This window comes from Ideonella sp. FW305-24 (genome assembly GCF_058788035.1).
This window is the reverse complement of the sequence record NZ_JBYTAI010000012.1, coordinates 108,042-127,346: the sequence shown is the minus strand read 5'-3', so window position 1 is coordinate 127,346 and position 19,305 is coordinate 108,042. Positions and strand designations below refer to the sequence as shown.

Genomic DNA, 19,305 nt, shown 5'->3' with positions numbered 1-19,305 from the left:
GAAGATGACTGAGCAAGCCGCGCGTGACCAGGTCGAGGTGCCCGACGACAGAGCCCCCATCCCCGTGCTGAGCCCGCTGGCGCGCCGCAGCCGCCAAGCTCGCGTGGCCTGGGGATCGCACGTGGTGACGGTGGGCGGCGATGCGCCTGTGCGCGTGCAGTCCATGACCAACACCGACACGGTGGACGTCATCGGCACCGCCATCCAGGTCAAGGAGCTGGCGATTGCCGGCTCGGAGATGGTGCGCATCACGGTCAACACGCCCGAGGCCGCTGCCGCAGTGCCGCACATCCGCGAGCAGCTGGACCGCATGGGCATTGACGTGCCGCTGGTGGGCGACTTCCATTACAACGGCCACCGCCTGCTGACCGAGCATCCGGCCTGCGCCGAGACGCTGTCGAAGTACCGCATCAACCCCGGCAACGTGGGCAAGGGCGAGAAGGGCGACAAGCAGTTCGCGCAGATGATCGAGGCCGCCTGCCGCTACGACAAGGTGGTGCGCATCGGCGTCAACTGGGGCAGCCTGGACCAGGAGGTGATGGCCGCGCTGATGGACACCAACAGCCGCCGCGCCAAGCCCTGGGACGTCAAGCAGGTGATGTACGAGGCGCTGATCCAGTCGGCGCTGGATTCCGCCCGCGACGCGCAGTCCATCGGCCTGTCGGCCAACCAGATCATCATCAGTTGCAAGGTCAGTGGCGTGCAGGACCTGATCTCGGTCTACACCGCGCTGGCGCAGCGTTGCGACTACGCGCTGCATCTGGGCCTGACCGAAGCCGGCATGGGCACCAAGGGCACGGTGGCCTCGGCCACGGCACTGTCGGTGCTGCTGCAGCAAGGCATTGGCGACACCATCCGTGTCTCGCTGACGCCGCAGCCCGGCGAGGCGCGCACGCAAGAGGTCGTGGTCGCGCTGGAAATCCTGCAGTCGCTGGGCCTGCGCAGCTTCAACCCCAGCGTCACCGCCTGCCCCGGCTGTGGCCGCACCACCAGCACCACCTTCCAGGAACTGGCCAAGCAGATCGACGACTACCTGCGTGCGCAGATGCCGGTCTGGAAGTCGCGCTATCCGGGCGTCGAGAGCATGAAGGTCGCCGTGATGGGCTGCATCGTCAACGGCCCCGGAGAGAGCAAGCATGCCGACATCGGCATCAGCCTGCCAGGTACCGGCGAAGCGCCGGCCGCGCCTGTCTTCATCGACGGTGAAAAGGCCATGACGCTGCGCGGCGAGGGCATTGCCACCGAGTTCCAGACGGTGGTCGAGCAGTACATCGAGCGTCGCTACGGCAGCGTGACAGCCGAGCATTGACGCCGCCACGCGCCTTCGCTTGCTGACCCTGCGCGGCCTGGCCGCGCAAGTTTTACATGACTTTGCCGAGCCCGCTTTCGGGGCTCAGGCTGCCATTTCTGTTGCAAACCACCATGAGCAAGACCCTACAGGCCATCAAGGGGATGAACGACATCCTGCCGGGCAGCGTGACCCGCAAGGACAAGCTGCCGGATTCGGCGCTGTGGCACTGGTTCGAGTCCACCGTACGCTCGGTGCTGGCGCGTTATGGCTACCAGTACGTCCTGACGCCCATCGTCGAGCCGACCGCGCTGTTTGTGCGCGGGCTTGGCGAGGTGACCGACATCGTCGAGAAGGAGATGTACTCCTTCACCGACGCGATGAACGGTGACCAGTTGACGCTGCGCCCCGAGGCGACCGCCGGCATCGTGCGTGCAATGGTCGAGCACAACGCGCTCTACAACGGCCCGCTGCGGCTGTGGACCCTGGGCGCGATGTTCCGCCACGAGCGGCCGCAAAAAGGCCGCTATCGCCAGTTCCACCAGCTGGACGTGGAGGCGCTGGGCTTTGCCGGTCCTGACGTGGACGCCGAGCTGATCCTGCTGGTGCGCCGGCTGTGGAAGGAGCTGGGCCTGGTCGAGGGTGAGCACGTGCGCCTGGAGCTGAACAGCCTGGGCCAGCCGGCCGAGCGGGCGGCGCACCGCGCTGCCCTGATCGCCCACTTCGAAGCCCACGCCGAGCTGCTGGACGAAGAAGCGAAGCGCCGCTTGCACAGCAATCCGCTGCGCATCCTGGACACCAAGAATCCGGCAATGCAGGCGATGGTGGAAGCCGCGCCCAAGCTGATGGATTTCCTCGGTGAAGAGACGCTGGCGCACTTCAATGCGGTGCGCGCGATCCTTGACGCCGCCGGCCTCGAATACCGCGTCAACACCCGGCTGGTGCGCGGCATGGACTACTACAACCTGACCGTCTTCGAGTGGGTCACCGACCACCTGGGCTCGCAGGGCACGGTGTGCGGCGGTGGCCGCTACGACGGGCTGATCGAGCAACTCGGCGGCAAGAGCGCGCCGGCGGTGGGCTTTGGCCTGGGCATCGAGCGGCTGCTGCTGCTGATCCAGGAACTGGGACTGCCGGTGCCGAGTGGCGCTGCGGACGCCTATGCGGTGATCCCCGATGCCACGGCGCTGCCGCAGGTGCTGCCGGTGCTCGAAGGCCTGCGCGCCGAAGGCGTGGCGGTGCAGATGCATGCCGGCGGCGGCAGCATGAAGGCGCAGTTCAAGAAGGCCGATGCCAGCGGTGCCCGCTACGCGCTGGTGTTCGGTGCCGACGAGTTGAGCCAGGGCCAGGTCACGCTGAAGCCGCTGCGCGAGGCGGGGGAACAAAGCCTGCAGCCGCTGGCCGATGTGAAGCACTGGGCCGGGCTGCTGCGCGGGCCTGCGGGCAACGCATAATCCGCAGTTGGCGCCTGAAGCTTCGAGCGCCAACTGCATCCCAAAACGCCCTGGCCCTGCCGGGTTCCGATTTCTATGCCCGCCTCGCGTGGGCCGTGTTCATGGCAAGCAATCTCGACCTTCAGGAACAAGAACAACTCGACGAGCTCAAGGCGTTCTGGAAGCAGTATGGCAACCTGATCACCTGGACGCTGACGCTGGTGCTGGCCGGCTTCGCCGGCTGGAACGGCTGGAATTACTACCAGCGTGACCAGGCCGCCAAGGCCGGCACCATGTTCGACGAACTTGATCATGCCGTGCAGGCTGGTGACGCCGCCAAGGCCGCACTGGTCTTCAATGACCTGAAGCAGCGCTTCCCGCGCACCACCTTCGCCCAGCAAGGCGGCCTGCTGGCGGCGCACGTGCAGGCCGACAAGGGCCAGGCCGATGCCGCGCAGGCCACGCTCGAGTGGGTGGCCACGCAGGCCAGCGACGACGACTACCAGGCGCTGGCACACCTGCGCCTGGCCGCGCTGCTGATCGACAAGAAGGCCTATGACGAAGCGCTGAAGCAGGTCGATGCCGTGAAGTCGCCCGAATTCGCCGCGCTGGCCGACGACAGGCGTGGCGACGTGCTGATGGCCCAGGGCAAGACGGCCGAGGCCGTGGCCGCCTGGCAGAAGGCCTGGAAGGCGATGGATGAGAAGCAGGACTACCGTCGCGTGATCGACGCCAAGCTGACCGCCCAGGCCGCCGCACCTGCGCCGGCCGCTTCCGGGGCCGCCAAATGAACGGCGCGCTGAACCGCTGGCTGTCCGGTGGCTTGCTGGGCGTGCTGGCCGCCGCCTCGCTCGGCCTGGCCGGTTGTTCCAGCGACAAGGCGCCGCCCGCGCCGCTGCAGCCGGTCCAGCCGCAAATCGCCGGCCGCCAGGTCTGGCGCCTGCCACTGGGCAGCGATGTCAGCTTCCCAATGGCCACCGTCGTGCGCGACGGCAAGGTCTTCGCCGCCTCCGACAATGGCAGCGTGGTGGCGGTGGAGGCCGCGACCGGCCGCGAAATCTGGCGCACCCGGGTGGACGGCAAGCTCAGCGCCGGTGTTGGCAGCGACGGGCGTTTTGCCGCGGTGGTCACGCAGGACAACGAACTCGTCGTGCTGGACGCTGGCAAGGACAAGTGGAAGGCCCGGCTGGACGCCCGCGTGGTGACCGCGCCGCTGGTGGCGGGCGAGCGCGTGTTCGTGATGAGTGTGGACCGCGCCGTCTCGGCCTACGACGTGCTGGACGGCCACAAGCTGTGGACGCTGCGCCGCCCCGGCGACGCGCTGACGCTGGCCCAGTCCTCGGTGCTGGCCGCCTACAAGGACACGCTGCTGGCCGCCCAGGGCTCGCGTCTGCTGGGCCTGGACCCGACCCAGGGCAATGTGCGCTGGGAGGCCACCGTGGCCACGCCGCGCGGCACCAACGAGGTCGAGCGCCTGTCCGACCTGGTCGGCCCGCCGGCCCGCAATGGCAATGTGCTGTGCATGCGTGCGTTCCAGACCGGCGTCGGCTGCGTCGATGCGGACCGTGGCGCAGTGCTGTGGACCATGCCCGGCGGCGGCGTGCAGAGCGTGGCGGCCGATGCTGACTACGTGTTCAGCGCAGACGCTTCGGACCGCATCAGCGCCCGCCGCCGTCGCGACGGCAGCACTGTCTGGACCAACGAACGCTTCCTGAACCGCAGCCTGAGCGCGCCGATCTCGGTCGGCAAGACGGTGGTGTTCGGCGATTTCGAAGGCCAGGTGCACTTCCTGTCGCGTGACGCCGGCACGCCGCTGCTGCGTCTGCCGACCGACGGCTCGGCGGTGATCGGCGTGCCGGTGCTGTCCGACACCACGATGGTCGTGACGACCCGCAATGGCGGCTTGTTCGGCTTCCGTCCTGAATGACTGATTTGACCCGAGGCCTGGCTTGAAACCCGTGATTGCCCTTGTCGGCCGGCCCAATGTTGGCAAGTCGACCCTGTTCAACCGGATGACCAAGAGCCGCGACGCGATCGTGGCCGATTTCTCCGGGCTGACACGCGACCGCCACTATGGCGACGGCCGTCTCGGCAACCGTGAATTCATCGTCGTCGACACCGGCGGCTTCGAGCCCGACAGCACGACCGGCATCGTCAAGGAAATGGCGCGCCAGACGCGCCAGGCCGTGGCCGAGGCCGACGTGGTGGTGTTTGTCGTCGACGTGCGCAACGGCTTGTCCGGGCAGGACCACGACATTGCCCGCTTCCTGCGCCAGGCCAACAAGCGCGTGCTGCTGACGGTCAACAAGGCCGAAGGCATGCAGGAATCGCCACTGCTGGCCGAGTTCTACGAACTGGGCATGGGCGAGCCGCACCCCATCTCGGCGGCGCATGGGCAGGGCATTCGCAGCCTGCTGGAAGCTGCGCTTGAAGACTTTCCCGAGGACGAGGATGAGCCCGAAGACGAGGCCGACGGTCCGATCCGCCTGGCGGTGGCCGGCCGGCCGAATGTCGGCAAGTCCACGCTGATCAACACCTGGCTGGGTGAGGAGCGCCTGATCGCCTTCGACATGCCCGGCACCACGCGCGACGCCATCAAGGTGCCGCTGGAGCGTGACGGCCAGCGCTTCGAGCTGATCGACACCGCGGGCCTGCGGCGCAAGGGCAAGGTCTTCGAGGCGATCGAGAAGTTCTCGGTCGTCAAGACGCTGCAGGCGATTGCCGACGCCAACGTGGTCGTGCTGATGATCGACGCGACGCAGGGTGTCAGCGAGCAGGATGCGCACATCGCCGGCTACATCCTCGATTCCGGACGGGCGGTGGTGATTGCCATCAACAAGTGGGATGCCATCGACAGCTACCAGCGCCAGACGCTGGAGCGCTCGATCGAGTCCCGTCTGGCCTTCCTGAAGTTCGCGCCGCTGCTGAACATCTCGGCGCTGCGGCGCCAGGGCCTAGGCCCGCTGTGGAAGGCGATTGCCGACGCGCATGCGTCCGCCACCTGCAAGATGCCTACGCCCGTGCTGACGCGCCTTTTGCATGAGGCGGTGGAGCACCAGAATCCCAAGCGCGTGGGGGCCTACCGGCCGAAGATGCGTTATGCGCACCAGGGGGGCATGAATCCTCCCATCATCGTGATCCACGGCAATTCGCTGGAGCACGTCACCGAAGTCTACAAACGCTATCTCGAAGGGCGTTTCCGGGAACATTTCAAGCTGGTGGGCACGCCACTGCGCATTCAGATGAAACTTTCAGGGAACCCATTTGCTGAAAACGAACACTGACTCTTGGTGCCGCGCAATGTGGCGCCGGGCGGCCTGTGTTAACGTGCAAGCCGTCTTCATCTTTCCAACACGGAGCATATCGTGAGCAACAAAGGGCAACTCCTGCAAGACCCCTTCCTGAACCTCCTGCGCAAGGAGCATGTGCCGGTGTCCATTTATTTGGTCAACGGTATCAAGCTGCAAGGGCACATCGAGTCGTTCGACCAATATGTCGTGCTGCTGCGTAATACCGTGACCCAAATGGTTTACAAGCACGCCATTTCCACCGTCGTGCCGGGCCGCGCGGTCAACTTCCACGCCGCTGACGCGGGCGAAACCAACTGAAGCCCTTTCCCCGTTTCCTCATTGCCGACCGGCGCCACCGGATGATGCCGTGAGCGCCCCCGCGTCCGCCCCGGACCAGGTCAATGCCAACCAGCCCCGCGCGGTGCTGGTGGGCGTGGACCTGGGTCCGGGTTCTTCTTTTGAGGCCACGCTGGATGAGCTGGCGTTGCTGGCCGAATCGGCTGGCGACCTGGCTGTCGCGCGCGTGGTCGCCAGGCGCAAGTCGCCGGACCCGGCGCTGTTTGTCGGTTCAGGCAAGGCTGATGAGATCAAGCTGCTGGTGCAGGCCCATGGCGCCCACGGCGTGATCTTCGACCAGGCCCTGTCGCCTGCGCAGCAACGCAACCTGGAGCGCCACCTCGGCGTGCCGGTGTCCGACCGCACTGCGCTGATCCTCGAGATCTTCGCGGCCCGCGCGCAGAGCCACGAAGGCAAGCTGCAGGTCGAACTGGCTCGGCTGCAATACCTGTCGACCCGCCTGGTGCGGCGCTGGAGCCACCTGGAGCGCCAGCAAGGCGGGACCGGTGTGCGCGGTGGCCCTGGCGAAGCCCAGATCGAGCTGGACCGCCGCATGATCGGCGACCGCATCAAGGCGATCAAGGAGCGGCTGGTCAAGGTCAAGCGGCAGCGCAGCACCCAGCGGCGCGCGCGCGAGCGCAGCGGCACCTACAGCGTCTCGCTGGTCGGCTACACCAATGCCGGCAAGTCCACGCTGTTCAATGCGCTGACCAAGGCCCGCACCTACGCTGCCGACCAGCTGTTCGCGACCCTCGACACGACGACACGTTCGCTGTACCTCGGCGAAGCCGGGCGTTCGGTCTCGCTGTCCGACACCGTCGGCTTCATCCGCGACCTGCCGCACAAGCTGGTCGAGGCTTTCCGCGCCACGCTGCAGGAGGCGGCGGATGCCGATGTGCTGCTGCATGTGATCGACGCCGCTGGCCCGCATCTGCAGGACCAGCAGGCCGAGGTCGAACGGGTGCTGGAAGAAATCGGTGCCGACGGCTTGCCGCAGGTCCTGGTCTACAACAAGCTGGACATGATCGAGTCCAGCCAGCGGCCGCGCCAGCTTCGCGATGAACTGACGCGTGCCAACGGCCAACGTGTGCCACGGGTGTTTGTCAGCGCCAGGACCGGCGAGGGCCTGGACCTGCTGCGCCAGCTGATTGCCGAGTACGCCGCACCTGCACCCGACTTGAATCCGCGTGGCGTCGTCACCACCTTGCCTGATGGGCGGGCGGTGGCGGCGGTGCGCGGCGAAGGTGAATCCGACGACGCCTGGCCGGTAGACTGACCGGCCACGACGGCGCTTGAGCTCCTCCTGACGTTTTCCGACCTTTCTCCGAATGGCATGACCATGCGTGAACTTCCCCAACGGGCCGGATTCTTCGGCCGACTGTCAGCCCTGGCAAGTGCCAGCCAGGCCTTGTTGCTCGGCTCGTTGCAGCGCAAGCGGCCCAGCCCGGCCGGCGCGACCGTGGTGCTGAGCAATGGCCGCAACGACGGCCCGCCTGACCTGGACGAGCTCTGGCGCGACTTCAATCGCAAGTGGTCCAACTTGTTTGGCGGCAAGTCCACGCCACCGGGCGGCAGCGGGCCGGACGGCTTCCAGCCGGACATGAAAAGTGCCGGCATCGGCGTCGGCCTGATCGCCGCGGTGGTGGTGCTGATCTGGGCCGGCAGCGGCGTGTTCATCGTGCAGGAAGGCCACCAGGCCGTGGTGACCACTTTTGGCCGTTACAGCAGCACGCTGGAAGCGGGTCTGCGTTGGCGCATGCCGTATCCCGTCCAGGCGCACGAGATCGTGCCGACCACGCAGCTGCGTTCGGTCGAGGTCGGGGGTCAATCGGTGGCGCAGGCGACCGGTTTGCGTGACTCCTCGATGCTCACGCAGGACGAGAACATCGTCGACATCCGCTTCACCGTGCAGTTCACGCTGAAGGATGCGCGCCAATACCTGTTCCAGAACAAGAACACCGACGAAGCGGTGCGCCAGGCGGCTGAATCTGCGGTGCGCGAGATCGTCGGCCGCAGCCGGGTCGACCAAGTGCTTTACGAGCGCCGTGACGCGATCGCCGCCGAGCTGGTCAAGTCCGTCCAGGCCCAGCTCGACAAGCTGGAGGCCGGCGTGCTGATCAAGAACGTGAACCTGCAGAACGTGCAGGTGCCCGAGCAAGTGCAGGCTTCGTTCGACGACGCCTTCAAGGCCGGTGCCGACCGCGACCGTTTCAAGAATGAAGGCCAGGCCTACGCCAGCGACGTGATCCCGAAGGCGCAGGGCACGGCCGCGCGGCTGCACGAGGAGGCGGAGGGCTACAAGGCCAGCGTGATCGCGACCGCCGAAGGCGATTCGCAGCGCTTCAATTCCGTCTATGCCGAATACCAGAAGGCACCCGCCGTCACCCGCGACCGGCTCTACATCGACACCATGCGCGAGGTCTACAGCAACGTCAGCAAGGTCATGGTGGACAGCCGCAACGGTTCCAACCTGCTGTATCTGCCGCTGGACAAGCTGATGCAGCAAGCAGGTGGTGGCGCGGTCGGCTCGGCTTCGGGGGCGACCTCCGCGCCGGCCACGGCAGTCCAGTCCGACGTACCGGCCGCCAGCGACAACCGCGTCCGCGACAGCGCCCGTTCGCGCGACCGCGAGTCGCGCTGAGTCACGGCCTGCCTAGAAAAACGAGAACCTGAACATGAACCGTTTAGCACTGATTGCAGGTGGCGTGCTGGTCGCGCTGATGCTGGCTTCGTCCATGCTCTTCGTGGTGGACCAGCGGCAGATCGCCGTGGTGTATTCGCTCGGCGAGATCAAGGAAGTCATCGTCGAGCCCGGGCTGAAGTTCAAGCTGCCGCCGCCGTTCCAGAACCTGGTGATGCTGGACCGCCGCATCCAGACCCTGGACAGCCCGGAAACCCGGCCCATCTTCACGGCCGAGAAGAAGAGCCTGGTGATCGACTGGCTGATCAAGTGGCGCATCACCGAGCCGCGGCAGTTCATTCGCAACAACGGCGTGGACATGCGCAGCCTGGAAAACCGCTTGAGCCCGGTCGTGCAGGCGGCCTTCAATGAAGAGGTGACCAAGCGCACCGTTGGCGGCGTGCTGGCCACCGAGCGTGAGAAGGTGATGAGCGACGTCAAGGCCCGCCTGGCCGACGAAGCCAAGTCCTTCGGCATCGAGATCCAGGACGTGCGCATCAAGCGCGTTGACTTCGTCGCCAGCATCACCGACTCGGTCTACCGCCGCATGCAGTCCGAGCGGCAGCAGGTGGCTAACGAGCTGCGCTCGCAAGGCCAGGCCGAAGGCGAAAAGATCCGCGCCGATGCCGATCGCCAACGTCAGGTGATCATGGCCGAGGCCTACCGTGACGCGCAGAAGATCAAGGGCGAGGGCGATGCCGAGGCGTCCAGCCTGTATGCCGCCTCGTTCAGCCGCGATCCACAGTTCGCGCAGTTCTACCGCAGCCTGGAGGCTTACCGCTCCAGCTTCCGCAGTCGCAATGACGTGATGGTGGTGGACCCGAGCTCTGACTTCTTCAAGGCCATGCGCGGTGCCGGCGCGGCTCCGGCGGCGTCACCGGCGCGCAAGTGAAGCCTGCGCCTGGGCCGGCTGGGTCTCTGGCGATGCGGGGCGATGGAGGCGGGTGAGGGCGCATGAGTGACGTGATGTGGACCGCGCTGGCCCTGATGCTGGTGATGGAGGGCTTGCTGCCCTTCCTCAATCCAGGCATCTGGCGGGAGCTGTTCCTGCGGGCCACGCAGCTGGGCGACAAGCAGATCCGATTCCTGGGCCTGAGCAGCATGGTGCTGGGCCTCGTGCTGTTGCTGCTGTTCCGAAGCTGACCAGCATCGGCGCGACCGGCTTCGTTTGTAGGGGGTGACCTGTACAATGCCGGTTTTAACCCCCGGTGCATTTTCATGTCCTCTGCTTGGCTGTTGCCAGAGCACATTGCTGACGTCTTGCCCGCAGAGGCCAGGCGCATCGAGGAATTGCGCCGCCAGTGGCTGGATCTGGCGCGCGCATATGGGTTCGAGATGGTCATGCCGCCCTTGCTCGAACACCTGGAGTCCCTGCTTTCCGGTACCGGCCGCGAGCTGGACTTGCGGACCTTCAAACTGGTGGACCAGCTCAGCGGCCGCACCCTCGGACTGCGGGCCGACACCACGCCCCAGGTTGCGCGCATTGACGCCCACCTGCTGAACCGCGAAGGCGTGACCCGTCTTTGCTATTGCGGCCCCGTGCTGCACACCCGCCCGGCCGGCCTGCACGCCACGCGCGAGCCGCTGCAACTGGGTGTCGAGCTGTTTGGCCACGCAGGCCTGGAAGCCGACCTCGAAATCATCGAACTTGCACTGGACGGGCTGCAGGCTGCCAAGCTGTCGGGCCTGATGCTGGACCTGGGCGACGCCCGCGTGGTGCGTTCGGTGCTGGCCGGCGTGACCCTGGACACCATGGCGCTGACCGAACTGGTCGCCGCGCTGACTGCCAAGGATGGCAGCACCGTGCGCCAGATCGCCCGCGACTGCCCGGCGGCCACGCGCGATGGCCTGGCTGCCTTGCTGGACCTCTACGGCGGCGACGAAGTGCTGGCCGAGGCCCGCAAACGCCTGCCGGCGCGCGCGCCCATCAATGCGGCGCTGGATGATCTGGCCTGGCTGTCGGGCCACATCCGCCAGGCCTATCCGGACGTCCGGGTCGGCTTCGACCTCTCCGACATGAGCGGCTACGCGTACTACAGCGGCACCCGCTTTGCGGTGTATGGCCATGGGTCACCCAATGTGCTGGTGCGTGGCGGGCGCTACGACGAGGTGGGTGCGGTCTTCGGCCGCAACCGACCGGCGGTCGGCTGCAGCCTGGACCTGAAGAACCTCGCCAGCGTGGCAGGCAGCGTGCCGCCGCACGCTGCCGTGCGTGCGCCCTGGGGTGAAGATCCGGGCCTGCGAGCGGCGGTGCGTGCCTTGCGCACCCAGGGCGAAACAGTGGTCTGCATGCTGCCGGGCCACGCCGACCAGACCGAAGAATTCAACTGCGACCGTGCGCTGTGCGAGGTCGACGGACAGTGGGTGTTGCGCGCGCTTTGAGCCTTTGGCGAAACCGCCGCTGCACCGAGATGAACAACTTTTGAGAACTCGCTAGAACGCCATGCAACAAGGCAATTCTTCAGCCGCGACCATCTTGCGCGGCCGCAACGTCGTTGTCGTCGGTACCCAATGGGGCGACGAAGGCAAGGGCAAGGTCGTCGACTGGCTGACCGACCACGCCCAGGGCGTGGCCCGCTTCCAGGGCGGCCACAACGCGGGCCATACGCTGGTGATCCGTGGCGTCAAGACGGCGCTGCAGCTGATCCCTTCGGGCATCATGCGCGACGGCGTGGCCTGCTACATCGGCAACGGCGTGGTGGTCGACCCGACGCATTTGCTCAGCGAGATCGAGCGCCTGGAAAAGGCGGGTCTGGACGTGCGTTCGCGGCTGTTCATCAGCGAGTCCTGCCCGCTGATCCTGCCGTTCCACGTCGAGGTCGACAAGGCGCGTGAATCGATGCGCGAAACCAGTGGCGCCGGCAAGATTGGCACCACCGGCAAGGGCATCGGCCCGGCCTACGAAGACAAGGTCGCCCGCCGCGCATTGCGCGTGCAGGACCTGAAACATCCGGAACGGTTCGCGAAGAAGCTGAAGGAGTTGCTGGAACTGCACAACTTCGCGCTCACTGGTTACCTGAAGGGCAGCGCGCTGGAATTCCAGCCCATCTTCGACCAGGCGATGAAGATGGCCGAGGTGTTGAAGCCCATGATGGCCGACGTGGGCTACCTGATCCACAAGGCCCACCAGACTGGCGCCAACATCCTGTTCGAGGGCGCGCAAGGCACGCTGCTGGACATCGACCACGGCACCTACCCGTACGTGACCTCCAGCAACTGTGTGGCCGGCAATGCCGCTGCGGGCTCGGGCGTTGGCCCGCAGATGCTGCACTACATCCTGGGCATCACCAAGGCCTACACCACGCGTGTGGGCTCCGGTCCGTTCCCGACCGAGCTGCCGATGGACGAGCCGGGCACCGTTGGCCATCACCTGTCGACCGTGGGCCAGGAGCGTGGCACCGTGACCGGCCGCCCGCGCCGCTGCGGCTGGCTGGACGCGGCAGCGCTGAAGCGCTCCATCATCATCAACGGTGTGTCCGGCCTGTGCATCACCAAGCTGGATGTGCTGGACGGCCTGAGCGAGATCAAGGTCTGCGTCGGTTACCGGTTGGACGGTCAGGCCATCGACATCCTGCCGCTGGACGCGGACGACATTGCCGCCTGCGAGCCGGTGTACGAGACCTTCCCGGGCTGGGAAGGCAGCACCTTCGGCATCACCGAATGGGACAAGCTGCCGGAAAACGCGCGCCGCTACCTGGAGCGCGTGCAGGCCCACATCGGCGCGCCGATCGACATGGTGTCCACCGGCCCGGACCGCGACCACACCATCCTGCTGCGCCATCCGTACCAGGCCTGATGTGATCCTGATCGCCTTTTCATTGCCCACCGCCAACCCGCCGGAGACCGCATGCTGACTGACGATGGCAAACACCTGTACGTGTCCTGGGACGACTACCACCTGCTGATCGAACGCCTGGCGATCCAGGTGCATGAGTCGGGCTGGCAGTTCGACCAGATCCTTTGCCTGGCGCGTGGCGGCATGCGCCCGGGCGACGTGTTGTCGCGTGTTTTCGACAAGCCGCTGGCCATCATGTCGACCAGTTCCTACCGGGCCGAAGCCGGCACCATCCAGGGCCGGCTGGACATGGCCAAGTACATCACCATGCCCAAGGGTGAGCTGGCGGGCAGGGTGCTGCTGGTGGACGACCTGTCCGACTCCGGCGAGACCTTGAAGGCCGTGGTGGACAGGCTGCGTGGCCTGCCGCAGATCCAGGAGCTGCGCTCCGCGGTCATCTGGACCAAGGCCGTGTCCAGCTACATGCCGGACTACTACGTCGAAATGCTGGCAACCAGCCCCTGGATTCACCAGCCGTTCGAAGAGTACGACAGCCTGAGGCCCGAAGGGCTGGCGAAGAAGTTTGCAGTCTGACTCGCATTTGCGGTCTGAGCTGGACCTGGACTCGCACTCGGCGGCGTGCGATGCACGCCGCCCTGAAGATGAAAGCACAAGGCACGAAGGCGCAAAGCAAAAAGGCCAGCACTTTCGTGCCGGCCTTTTTTGTTCTTCTTCGTTCTTGTTATGCTTGGTGCCCAGGAGAGGACTCGAACCTCCACGGAGTTACCCGCTAGTACCTGAAACTAGTGCGTCTACCAATTCCGCCACCTGGGCATGCGCAGTACGTTTTGGAAGGCCGTTTGAAACAGCATATTCAAGAACGTTTCACTGCACAGATCTCGGCTGCGCATTTGCGTCCAGCCGAAAGATAGGACTATACCATTAAAGCCAAAAACAATACAAGCGCCGCCGCGACGGCAGGCGCCATGCTGAACGACATCGAGGGCATCGTCCTCGGCCACCGCGACGGACACGGCTTCGTGCAGCGTGGCAACGGAGAGCCCGACATCTATCTTCCGCCGCAGGAAATGCGGGCCGTGCTGCACCGTGACCGCGTGCTCGTGCGCGTGGCAAGGCTGGACCGCAAGGGCAGGCCCGAAGGGCGGGTCGTTGACATCCTGGAGCGCCGCAAGACGCCCATCATCGGCCGCCTGCTGCAGGAAAACGGCATCTGGCTGGTGGCGCCGGAAGACCGGCGCTACGGCCAGGACATCCTGGTCCCGAAAAACGGGATTGCGAATGCGGTGGCCGGGCAGGTCGTGGCGGTGGAACTGACCGAGCCGGCCTCGATGTATTCGCAGCCGGTAGGCCGCGTGACCGAGGTGCTGGGCCAGATCGACGACCCGGGCATGGAGATCGAGATAGCCGTGCGCAAGTACGAGGTGCCGCACCGCTTCTCGGCCGAAACGCTGGCCCAGGCGGCAGGACTGCCGGACAAGCTGCGCGCGGTCGACCTGAAGCAGCGCATCGATTTGCGCGACGTGCCGATGGTCACCATCGACGGCGAAGACGCTCGCGACTTTGACGACGCGGTCTACTGCGAGCCTTACCAGAGTGGCCGTGGTCGCACAGCGGTGAGCGGCTGGCGCCTGATCGTCGCCATTGCCGATGTGTCGCACTACGTGAAGCCGGGCGAGCCGCTGGACGTGGACGCCTACGAGCGCGCGACCTCGGTTTATTTCCCACGCCGGGTGATCCCGATGCTGCCGGAGAAGCTGTCCAACGGGTTGTGTTCGCTGAATCCGGAAGTCGACCGCCTGACGATGGCCTGCGACATGCTGGTCGACGAGCATGGCGACGTCACGGCCTACCAGTTCTACCCGGCGGTGATCTGCTCGCAGGCGCGGCTGACCTACACCGAGGTTGCCGCGGCGCTGGGCAACACCCGTGGCCCGGAGGCTGCGAAGCGTGCCGCGGTGCTGCCGCACCTGCTGCACCTGCACGAGGTCTATCGCGCACTGCTGAAATCGCGTCAGCGGCGCGGTGCGGTGGACTTCGAAACCACCGAAACGCAAATCGTCTGCGACGAAAACGGTCGCATCGAGAAGATCGTGCCGCGGGTGCGCACCGAGGCGCACCGGCTGATTGAAGAAGCCATGCTGGCGGCCAACGTCTGCGCGGCGGACTTCATTGCCCAAGCCCAGCATCCGAGCCTGTTCCGTGTTCACGATGGCCCCACGCCCGAGAAGCGCCTGACGCTGCAAAACTACCTCAAAAGCGTCGGCGTGGGCATGACGATCAGCGAGGATCCGGCGCCGGCCGAATACCAGGCCATCGCCACGGCGACCAAGGACCGCATTGACGCGGCGCAGATCCACGCGATGCTGCTGCGCTCGATGCAGCAGGCGCTGTACACGCCCGACAACGGCGGCCACTTCGGCCTGGCGTATGAGGCATACACCCATTTCACCAGCCCGATCCGCCGTTACCCCGACCTGCTGGTGCACCGGGTCATCAAGGCCATCCTGCAGGGCAAGCGCTTTCAGCTGAGCAGCGGCTCGCTGGTCGCGGGCGCCAAGCCCGGCACGCCACCGACCAAGCCGCCCAGGGTGTCTGCCGCCGAGCAGGCGGCATGGGACGGTGCGGGCGCGCATTGCAGTGCCAATGAACGCCGGGCGGACGAAGCCTCGCGCGACGTCGAAGCCTGGCTGAAGTGCCGCTACATGCGCGAGCGCCTGGGCGAGGAATTCTCTGGCACCGTCAGCGCAGTGACGACCTTCGGCGTGTTCGTTACGCTGGACGCGCTGTACGTCGACGGCCTGGTGCACATCACCGAGCTGGGTGGCGAGTACTTCCGCTTCGACGAGGCGCGCCAGGAGTTGCGTGGTGAACGCACGGGCGTGCGTTACGCCATCGGTGCACGGGTGCGCATCCAGGTCAGCCGCGTGGACCTGGACGGTCGCCGCATCGACTTCCGCATGATCCGCGAAAACGAAGCTGATCGACCGCCGGTCAAGGGGCGCACTCCGGCGCGGGGTGAAACGAAGGCGGTTGACGAACTGGCCGAGGTCCAGGCGGCCGACCGCGCGCAGCGCCGCGTGACCAGCGCGGCCAAGTCGGCCAGGGCTTCCAAGGGTTCGGCGCGCGGCACGGCAGGCAAGGGCGCCGCCCGCAAGGCTGCGGCTACCGGCAAGCCTGCGAAAGGCGGCAAACCCGCCAAGTCCCGCACCAGCGGCGCTTGAAGGCCGGCGGTCCGTGGCAGCGCCTCAGGGTGCGGGCTGCAGGAGCTGTGTCATGGCCGCCACCAGCTGACTGGCACGCAGCGGCAGCCGCAGATCGCCTGGGGCGATTTCCGCTGCCGCACCATGGACCCAGGCTGCCGCGCCGGCGGCCTGCATGGCCAGTAGCGTGGCGGCTTGCCAGCGTTGGTCAGTGTCGGCCGCATTCGCGTTTGGCGTCGGCATGGCGGACCAGGCTGCGCCCAGCCAGCCTGCCAACACGTCACCGCTGCCCGGCGTGGCCAGCCTGGCGTTGCCGCTGGCGTTGACGCAGGTCATGGCTGCCGGCCCGGCGATCACCGTGCCGGCGCCCTTGAGCAGCACCACGCTGCCACAGCGCAGTGCGAGTGCTTGAGCGGCCTGCAGCCGATGCTGCTGGATCTCTGCTGTTTGGACACCTGCCAGCCGCGCGGCTTCGAGCGGGTGCGGCGTCAACACGCTGGCGAGTCCGGCGGAGCGGCGCTGCTGCAGTGCGCGCAGCAAGGCGTCGCTCGCCGCGATGGCGTTCAGGGCGTCCGCGTCCAGCACCAGCCTGCCGGCGCGTGCCAGCACTTCGGGCAACAGCGCGGCGATTGTTCCTCCGCCGCCGCAACCGCAGACCACGGTGGCCGCCTCCAGCACGCCCGGCTTCTGCCAGTCGGCGGTGGTTCTCTGCATCAGCTCGGGCCACAGCGGATCGACCTCGGTCGCGCCTGACAGTGCTGCCAGGTAGACGCGGCCGGCGCCGCCCGCCAGCGCCGCGCGAGCGGCCAGCCAGGCGGCGCCGGTCATGCCCTGCGCTCCGGCGATGACCCAAAGGTCGCCAAAGCTGCCCTTGTGCTGTGCATGGTGGCGCGCAGGCCATGCGGCTTGCGCCGCTTCGCTGCGCAGCAGCCGTGCGCTGGCGCCTGCGGCCAACGCCGCGTCGGTCTGGCCCAGGGTGTCCAGCCAGATGCGGCCGGCCAGGTCGCGGCCGTGATGGGTGAACAAGCCGGGCTTGAGTGTCAGCAGCGACAGCGTGTGCTGCGCCTGCACGGCCAGCTCGCCGCTCGGGTCCAGCACACGGCCTGTGTCAGCGCACAAGCCGGTCGGCAGGTCCACGGCCAGGGTCAGCGTGCCGGCTTGCTGGCGTTGCCACGCGACCAGCGTGGCGATCGGACCGTCGGGCGGTCGGCTTTGGCCCAGGCCCAGCAGCGCGTCCACGATCAGGTCTTCGCGGGAGGCGCCGGATGCTGGCGGCGCGTCGGAGAAGGGCACGCCGGCATCGCGTGCGGCCTCGAAGGCCTGGTGCGCATCTGCCGGCAGCCGGCCTGTATCACCGACCTGCACCACCCGCACCCGCCGTCCGGCCTGGTGCAGTTGCCGCGCGGCCACCAGGCCATCACCGCCATTGTTGCCAGGGCCGGCCAGCACCCAGACGCAACCCTGGTCGGCATGCATGCGTGGCGTGATGGCCAGCGCCAGGCGTGCCACTGAAAGCCCGGCAAGTGCCATCAGGTGGCCGGGTGCAGGCTGCTGCGCGAGTGCCTGCGCCTCCAGTGAGCGCGAGGCTGCGCTGTCGTGCAGCCAGGCGGGTCCGCTGGTCAGCGCGTCATGCAGGGCTGCTGTGGGCAATGAAGTTGTAGGCTGGCGCATGGCCAGGCCAGCCTACCACCGTGCCGGCTCAACGCCAGCGCTGTGGACTGAGGGCGCTGCAGTCGATCAGCTGGGTGCCGCCGGAGATCATGGTGGTGAGCGCGCTGGCGGCGCCCAGGGCCAAGGCGGTGCCGTGGTCCGGGTGGCCCAGGTTCAGCCACAGGCCGGGCAGGCCACTGGCGCCAAGTACAGGCGCACCGTCGGCGGGTGCCACGCGGCTGGCTTGCCAGACCGGGTGGTGGCCGTGCTTGGCGGCGCCAGGGAACCAGAGGTCCAGCGCGGCATACAGCCGCTCGACCGTCTCCGTCTCTGCTTGCTGCCTGGCGTCTGGCTCTGACCACATGGCGGTGGCCCGCACCCTGTCCCCGAGGCGGGTCAGTGTGATCTGCTGCTGGGCATCGGTCAGTGCGCTGCGGGGGCCGGGGTCGGGCATGGCCTCGGGCAGGCTCATGGGTGCCGTCAGCGAGCAGCCGCCAGCCGCGCGCAGCGGCAGCTTGAGGCCCAGCTCACGCAGCAGGCCGGTGCTGCCCAGGCCGCCGCACAGCAGCACCGCGTCGAAGCGTCCGCTGCCGCTGGGGGTGCCGATCTCGGGCGGCGGTTCAGGCCGGGTGTCGCCGTCGCTTGCGGCGGCGCGGGGCGGCGGGTTGCTGCGCTGCCAGTGCAACTGGACCGGCTGGCCGGGCGTGATGCGCTGCACGCTGCTGTCCAGGTGAAAGCGGGCGCCCGCCCGCTGGGCGGCCATGCGCAGCTGCTGGCTCAGCTGGCGGGTGTTGACCACCGGTGCGCCTGGCAGGTGCAGCGCGGCATGCAGTGGAGCCTCGGGATTCAAGGCGGGTTCGAACTGGCGGATCTGCGAGGCATCGAGCAGCGAATGGGCAATGCCGGCGCTGGCCAGTTGCGACAGGTCTGGTGCCAGCGCCTTCAGTTCCTTCTCGGTGCGCAGCAGCAGGGTCCAGCCCTGGCTGTGCGCGTGGTCCAGGTGCAGCGCAGGCGTCAGCTCCTGCAGCAACGAGGCGCTGGCCAGCGCGAGCAGGCGCTGGGTATCGCGCTGGGCCTGCTGCGATGCGGTGACGGTGGCTTTCGGTCCGCCCAGCCACGCAGTCAGCTTGCGCCAGCCACGGCGCGGCCGGACCAGGGCTTGCAGGGCGATCGGGAGCATCAGGCCTGCGTCGGCAAAGCTGGCGCCCGCAGCGATGCTGCCGTGCTGTTCGAAGACTTCGACCCTGTGGCCTGCCCGCGCGAGCGCCAATGCACTGCTCACGCCACTGATGCCGGCACCGATCACTGCGACATGCATGCGCAGCTCCTGAATGGAAAGGCGGGGCCTGGGGCGTTGGCGAGGCAGGTGATCACAGGGCAGATGGCGCCGGGCGCACGAACAACAAGGAGGGGAGGGCGAGAGGGTGGGAAAATCGGATGAGGCGAGAAGACCGGCGACACCGTCAGCAGCGCGTGACCGCAAGTGCAGCGGGTCGGCGCATGTGGGCGCGACGGGGCTCTGAGCCGAGCGTGGTTTGCGCGCAGGGGGGCAAAAGTGTGCAGCCGTGCCATCGGGTAACCACCTGTCAAGCGGCCGCATTGTGCCTGTGCGCTGCCGCTGCTGCCGGCGAC

The 19,305-nt window shown here is 67.2% G+C and carries 16 protein-coding genes and 1 tRNA gene; 14 read left to right on the top strand and 3 right to left on the bottom strand.

The features are described from left to right. Positions 1 to 4 precede the first annotated feature (4 nt). The 13 genes from ispG (at position 5) to AC3WR5_RS25585 (ending at position 13,396) form a co-directional block, all read left to right on the top strand. Positions 5 to 1,309, top strand: coding sequence for a flavodoxin-dependent (E)-4-hydroxy-3-methylbut-2-enyl-diphosphate synthase (gene ispG, locus AC3WR5_RS25645; protein ID WP_492488226.1), 1,305 nt, complete (start codon positions 5 to 7; stop codon positions 1,307 to 1,309). Positions 1,310 to 1,422: 113 nt separating this feature from the next. Then, entirely contained in the window at positions 1,423 to 2,742 is a 1,320-nt protein-coding gene (hisS, locus tag AC3WR5_RS25640; RefSeq protein ID WP_492488110.1) for a histidine--tRNA ligase, read from the top strand. A gap of 101 nt (positions 2,743 to 2,843) precedes the next feature. Continuing rightward, positions 2,844 to 3,512 (top strand): YfgM family protein, encoded by a 669-nt coding sequence (locus tag AC3WR5_RS25635; protein WP_231012858.1) that lies wholly within the window; start codon positions 2,844 to 2,846, stop codon positions 3,510 to 3,512. After that, positions 3,509 to 4,648 (top strand): outer membrane protein assembly factor BamB, encoded by a 1,140-nt coding sequence (bamB, locus tag AC3WR5_RS25630; protein ID WP_492488108.1) that lies wholly within the window; start codon positions 3,509 to 3,511, stop codon positions 4,646 to 4,648. Before AC3WR5_RS25635 ends, bamB begins: the two co-directional genes overlap by 4 nt. Before the next feature lie 22 nt (positions 4,649 to 4,670). Next, positions 4,671 to 6,005 (top strand): ribosome biogenesis GTPase Der, encoded by a 1,335-nt coding sequence (der, locus tag AC3WR5_RS25625; RefSeq protein WP_141286983.1) that lies wholly within the window; start codon positions 4,671 to 4,673, stop codon positions 6,003 to 6,005. 81 nt (positions 6,006 to 6,086) lie between these two features. Then, on the top strand, positions 6,087 to 6,329 hold the full coding sequence (hfq, locus tag AC3WR5_RS25620; RefSeq protein WP_141286981.1) for an RNA chaperone Hfq: 243 nt from the start codon (positions 6,087 to 6,089) through the stop codon (positions 6,327 to 6,329). A 49-nt stretch (positions 6,330 to 6,378) separates the two neighbouring features. Further along, a complete protein-coding gene (gene hflX / locus AC3WR5_RS25615; RefSeq protein ID WP_141286979.1) occupies positions 6,379 to 7,623 on the top strand; it encodes a GTPase HflX in 1,245 nt (414 codons plus the stop codon). 63 nt (positions 7,624 to 7,686) lie between these two features. Beyond that, the gene (hflK, locus tag AC3WR5_RS25610) at positions 7,687 to 8,988 is read left to right on the top strand and encodes an FtsH protease activity modulator HflK (RefSeq protein WP_141286977.1); all 1,302 of its coding nucleotides are present in this window, start codon (positions 7,687 to 7,689) and stop codon (positions 8,986 to 8,988) included. Positions 8,989 to 9,022: 34 nt separating this feature from the next. Then, positions 9,023 to 9,919: a protease modulator HflC gene (hflC, locus tag AC3WR5_RS25605; RefSeq protein WP_141286975.1), complete on the top strand. Its 897-nt coding sequence runs from the start codon at positions 9,023 to 9,025 to the stop codon at positions 9,917 to 9,919. A gap of 62 nt (positions 9,920 to 9,981) precedes the next feature. After that, positions 9,982 to 10,170, top strand: a complete 189-nt coding sequence (locus tag AC3WR5_RS25600) for a DUF2065 domain-containing protein (RefSeq protein WP_141286973.1) — start codon at positions 9,982 to 9,984, stop codon at positions 10,168 to 10,170. Positions 10,171 to 10,245: 75 nt separating this feature from the next. After that, a complete protein-coding gene (locus tag AC3WR5_RS25595; protein ID WP_492488105.1) occupies positions 10,246 to 11,409 on the top strand; it encodes an ATP phosphoribosyltransferase regulatory subunit in 1,164 nt (387 codons plus the stop codon). Between the two features lie 61 nt (positions 11,410 to 11,470). Further along, entirely contained in the window at positions 11,471 to 12,823 is a 1,353-nt protein-coding gene (locus AC3WR5_RS25590) for an adenylosuccinate synthase (protein ID WP_211361342.1), read from the top strand. 51 nt (positions 12,824 to 12,874) lie between these two features. After that, on the top strand, positions 12,875 to 13,396 hold the full coding sequence (locus AC3WR5_RS25585) for a phosphoribosyltransferase (RefSeq protein ID WP_141286969.1): 522 nt from the start codon (positions 12,875 to 12,877) through the stop codon (positions 13,394 to 13,396). 155 nt (positions 13,397 to 13,551) lie between these two features. On the opposite strand, the gene AC3WR5_RS25580 is transcribed toward AC3WR5_RS25585, so the two are convergent. Further along, positions 13,552 to 13,636, bottom strand: a tRNA-Leu gene (locus AC3WR5_RS25580). Positions 13,637 to 13,788: 152 nt separating this feature from the next. Here AC3WR5_RS25580 and rnr point away from each other — a divergent pair. Further along, complete coding sequence (gene rnr / locus AC3WR5_RS25575; RefSeq protein ID WP_141286967.1) at positions 13,789 to 16,044, top strand: ribonuclease R; 2,256 nt, start codon at positions 13,789 to 13,791, stop codon at positions 16,042 to 16,044. Positions 16,045 to 16,068: 24 nt separating this feature from the next. Here rnr and AC3WR5_RS25570 read toward each other — a convergent pair whose 3' ends face one another. Together AC3WR5_RS25570 and AC3WR5_RS25565 are read right to left on the bottom strand one after the other, a co-directional pair. Beyond that, positions 16,069 to 17,694: an NAD(P)H-hydrate dehydratase gene (locus tag AC3WR5_RS25570; RefSeq protein WP_492488103.1), complete on the bottom strand. Its 1,626-nt coding sequence runs from the start codon at positions 17,692 to 17,694 to the stop codon at positions 16,069 to 16,071. A gap of 28 nt (positions 17,695 to 17,722) precedes the next feature. Further along, the gene (locus tag AC3WR5_RS25565; protein WP_492488101.1) at positions 17,723 to 18,991 is read right to left on the bottom strand and encodes an NAD(P)/FAD-dependent oxidoreductase; all 1,269 of its coding nucleotides are present in this window, start codon (positions 18,989 to 18,991) and stop codon (positions 17,723 to 17,725) included. Positions 18,992 to 19,305 lie beyond the last annotated feature (314 nt).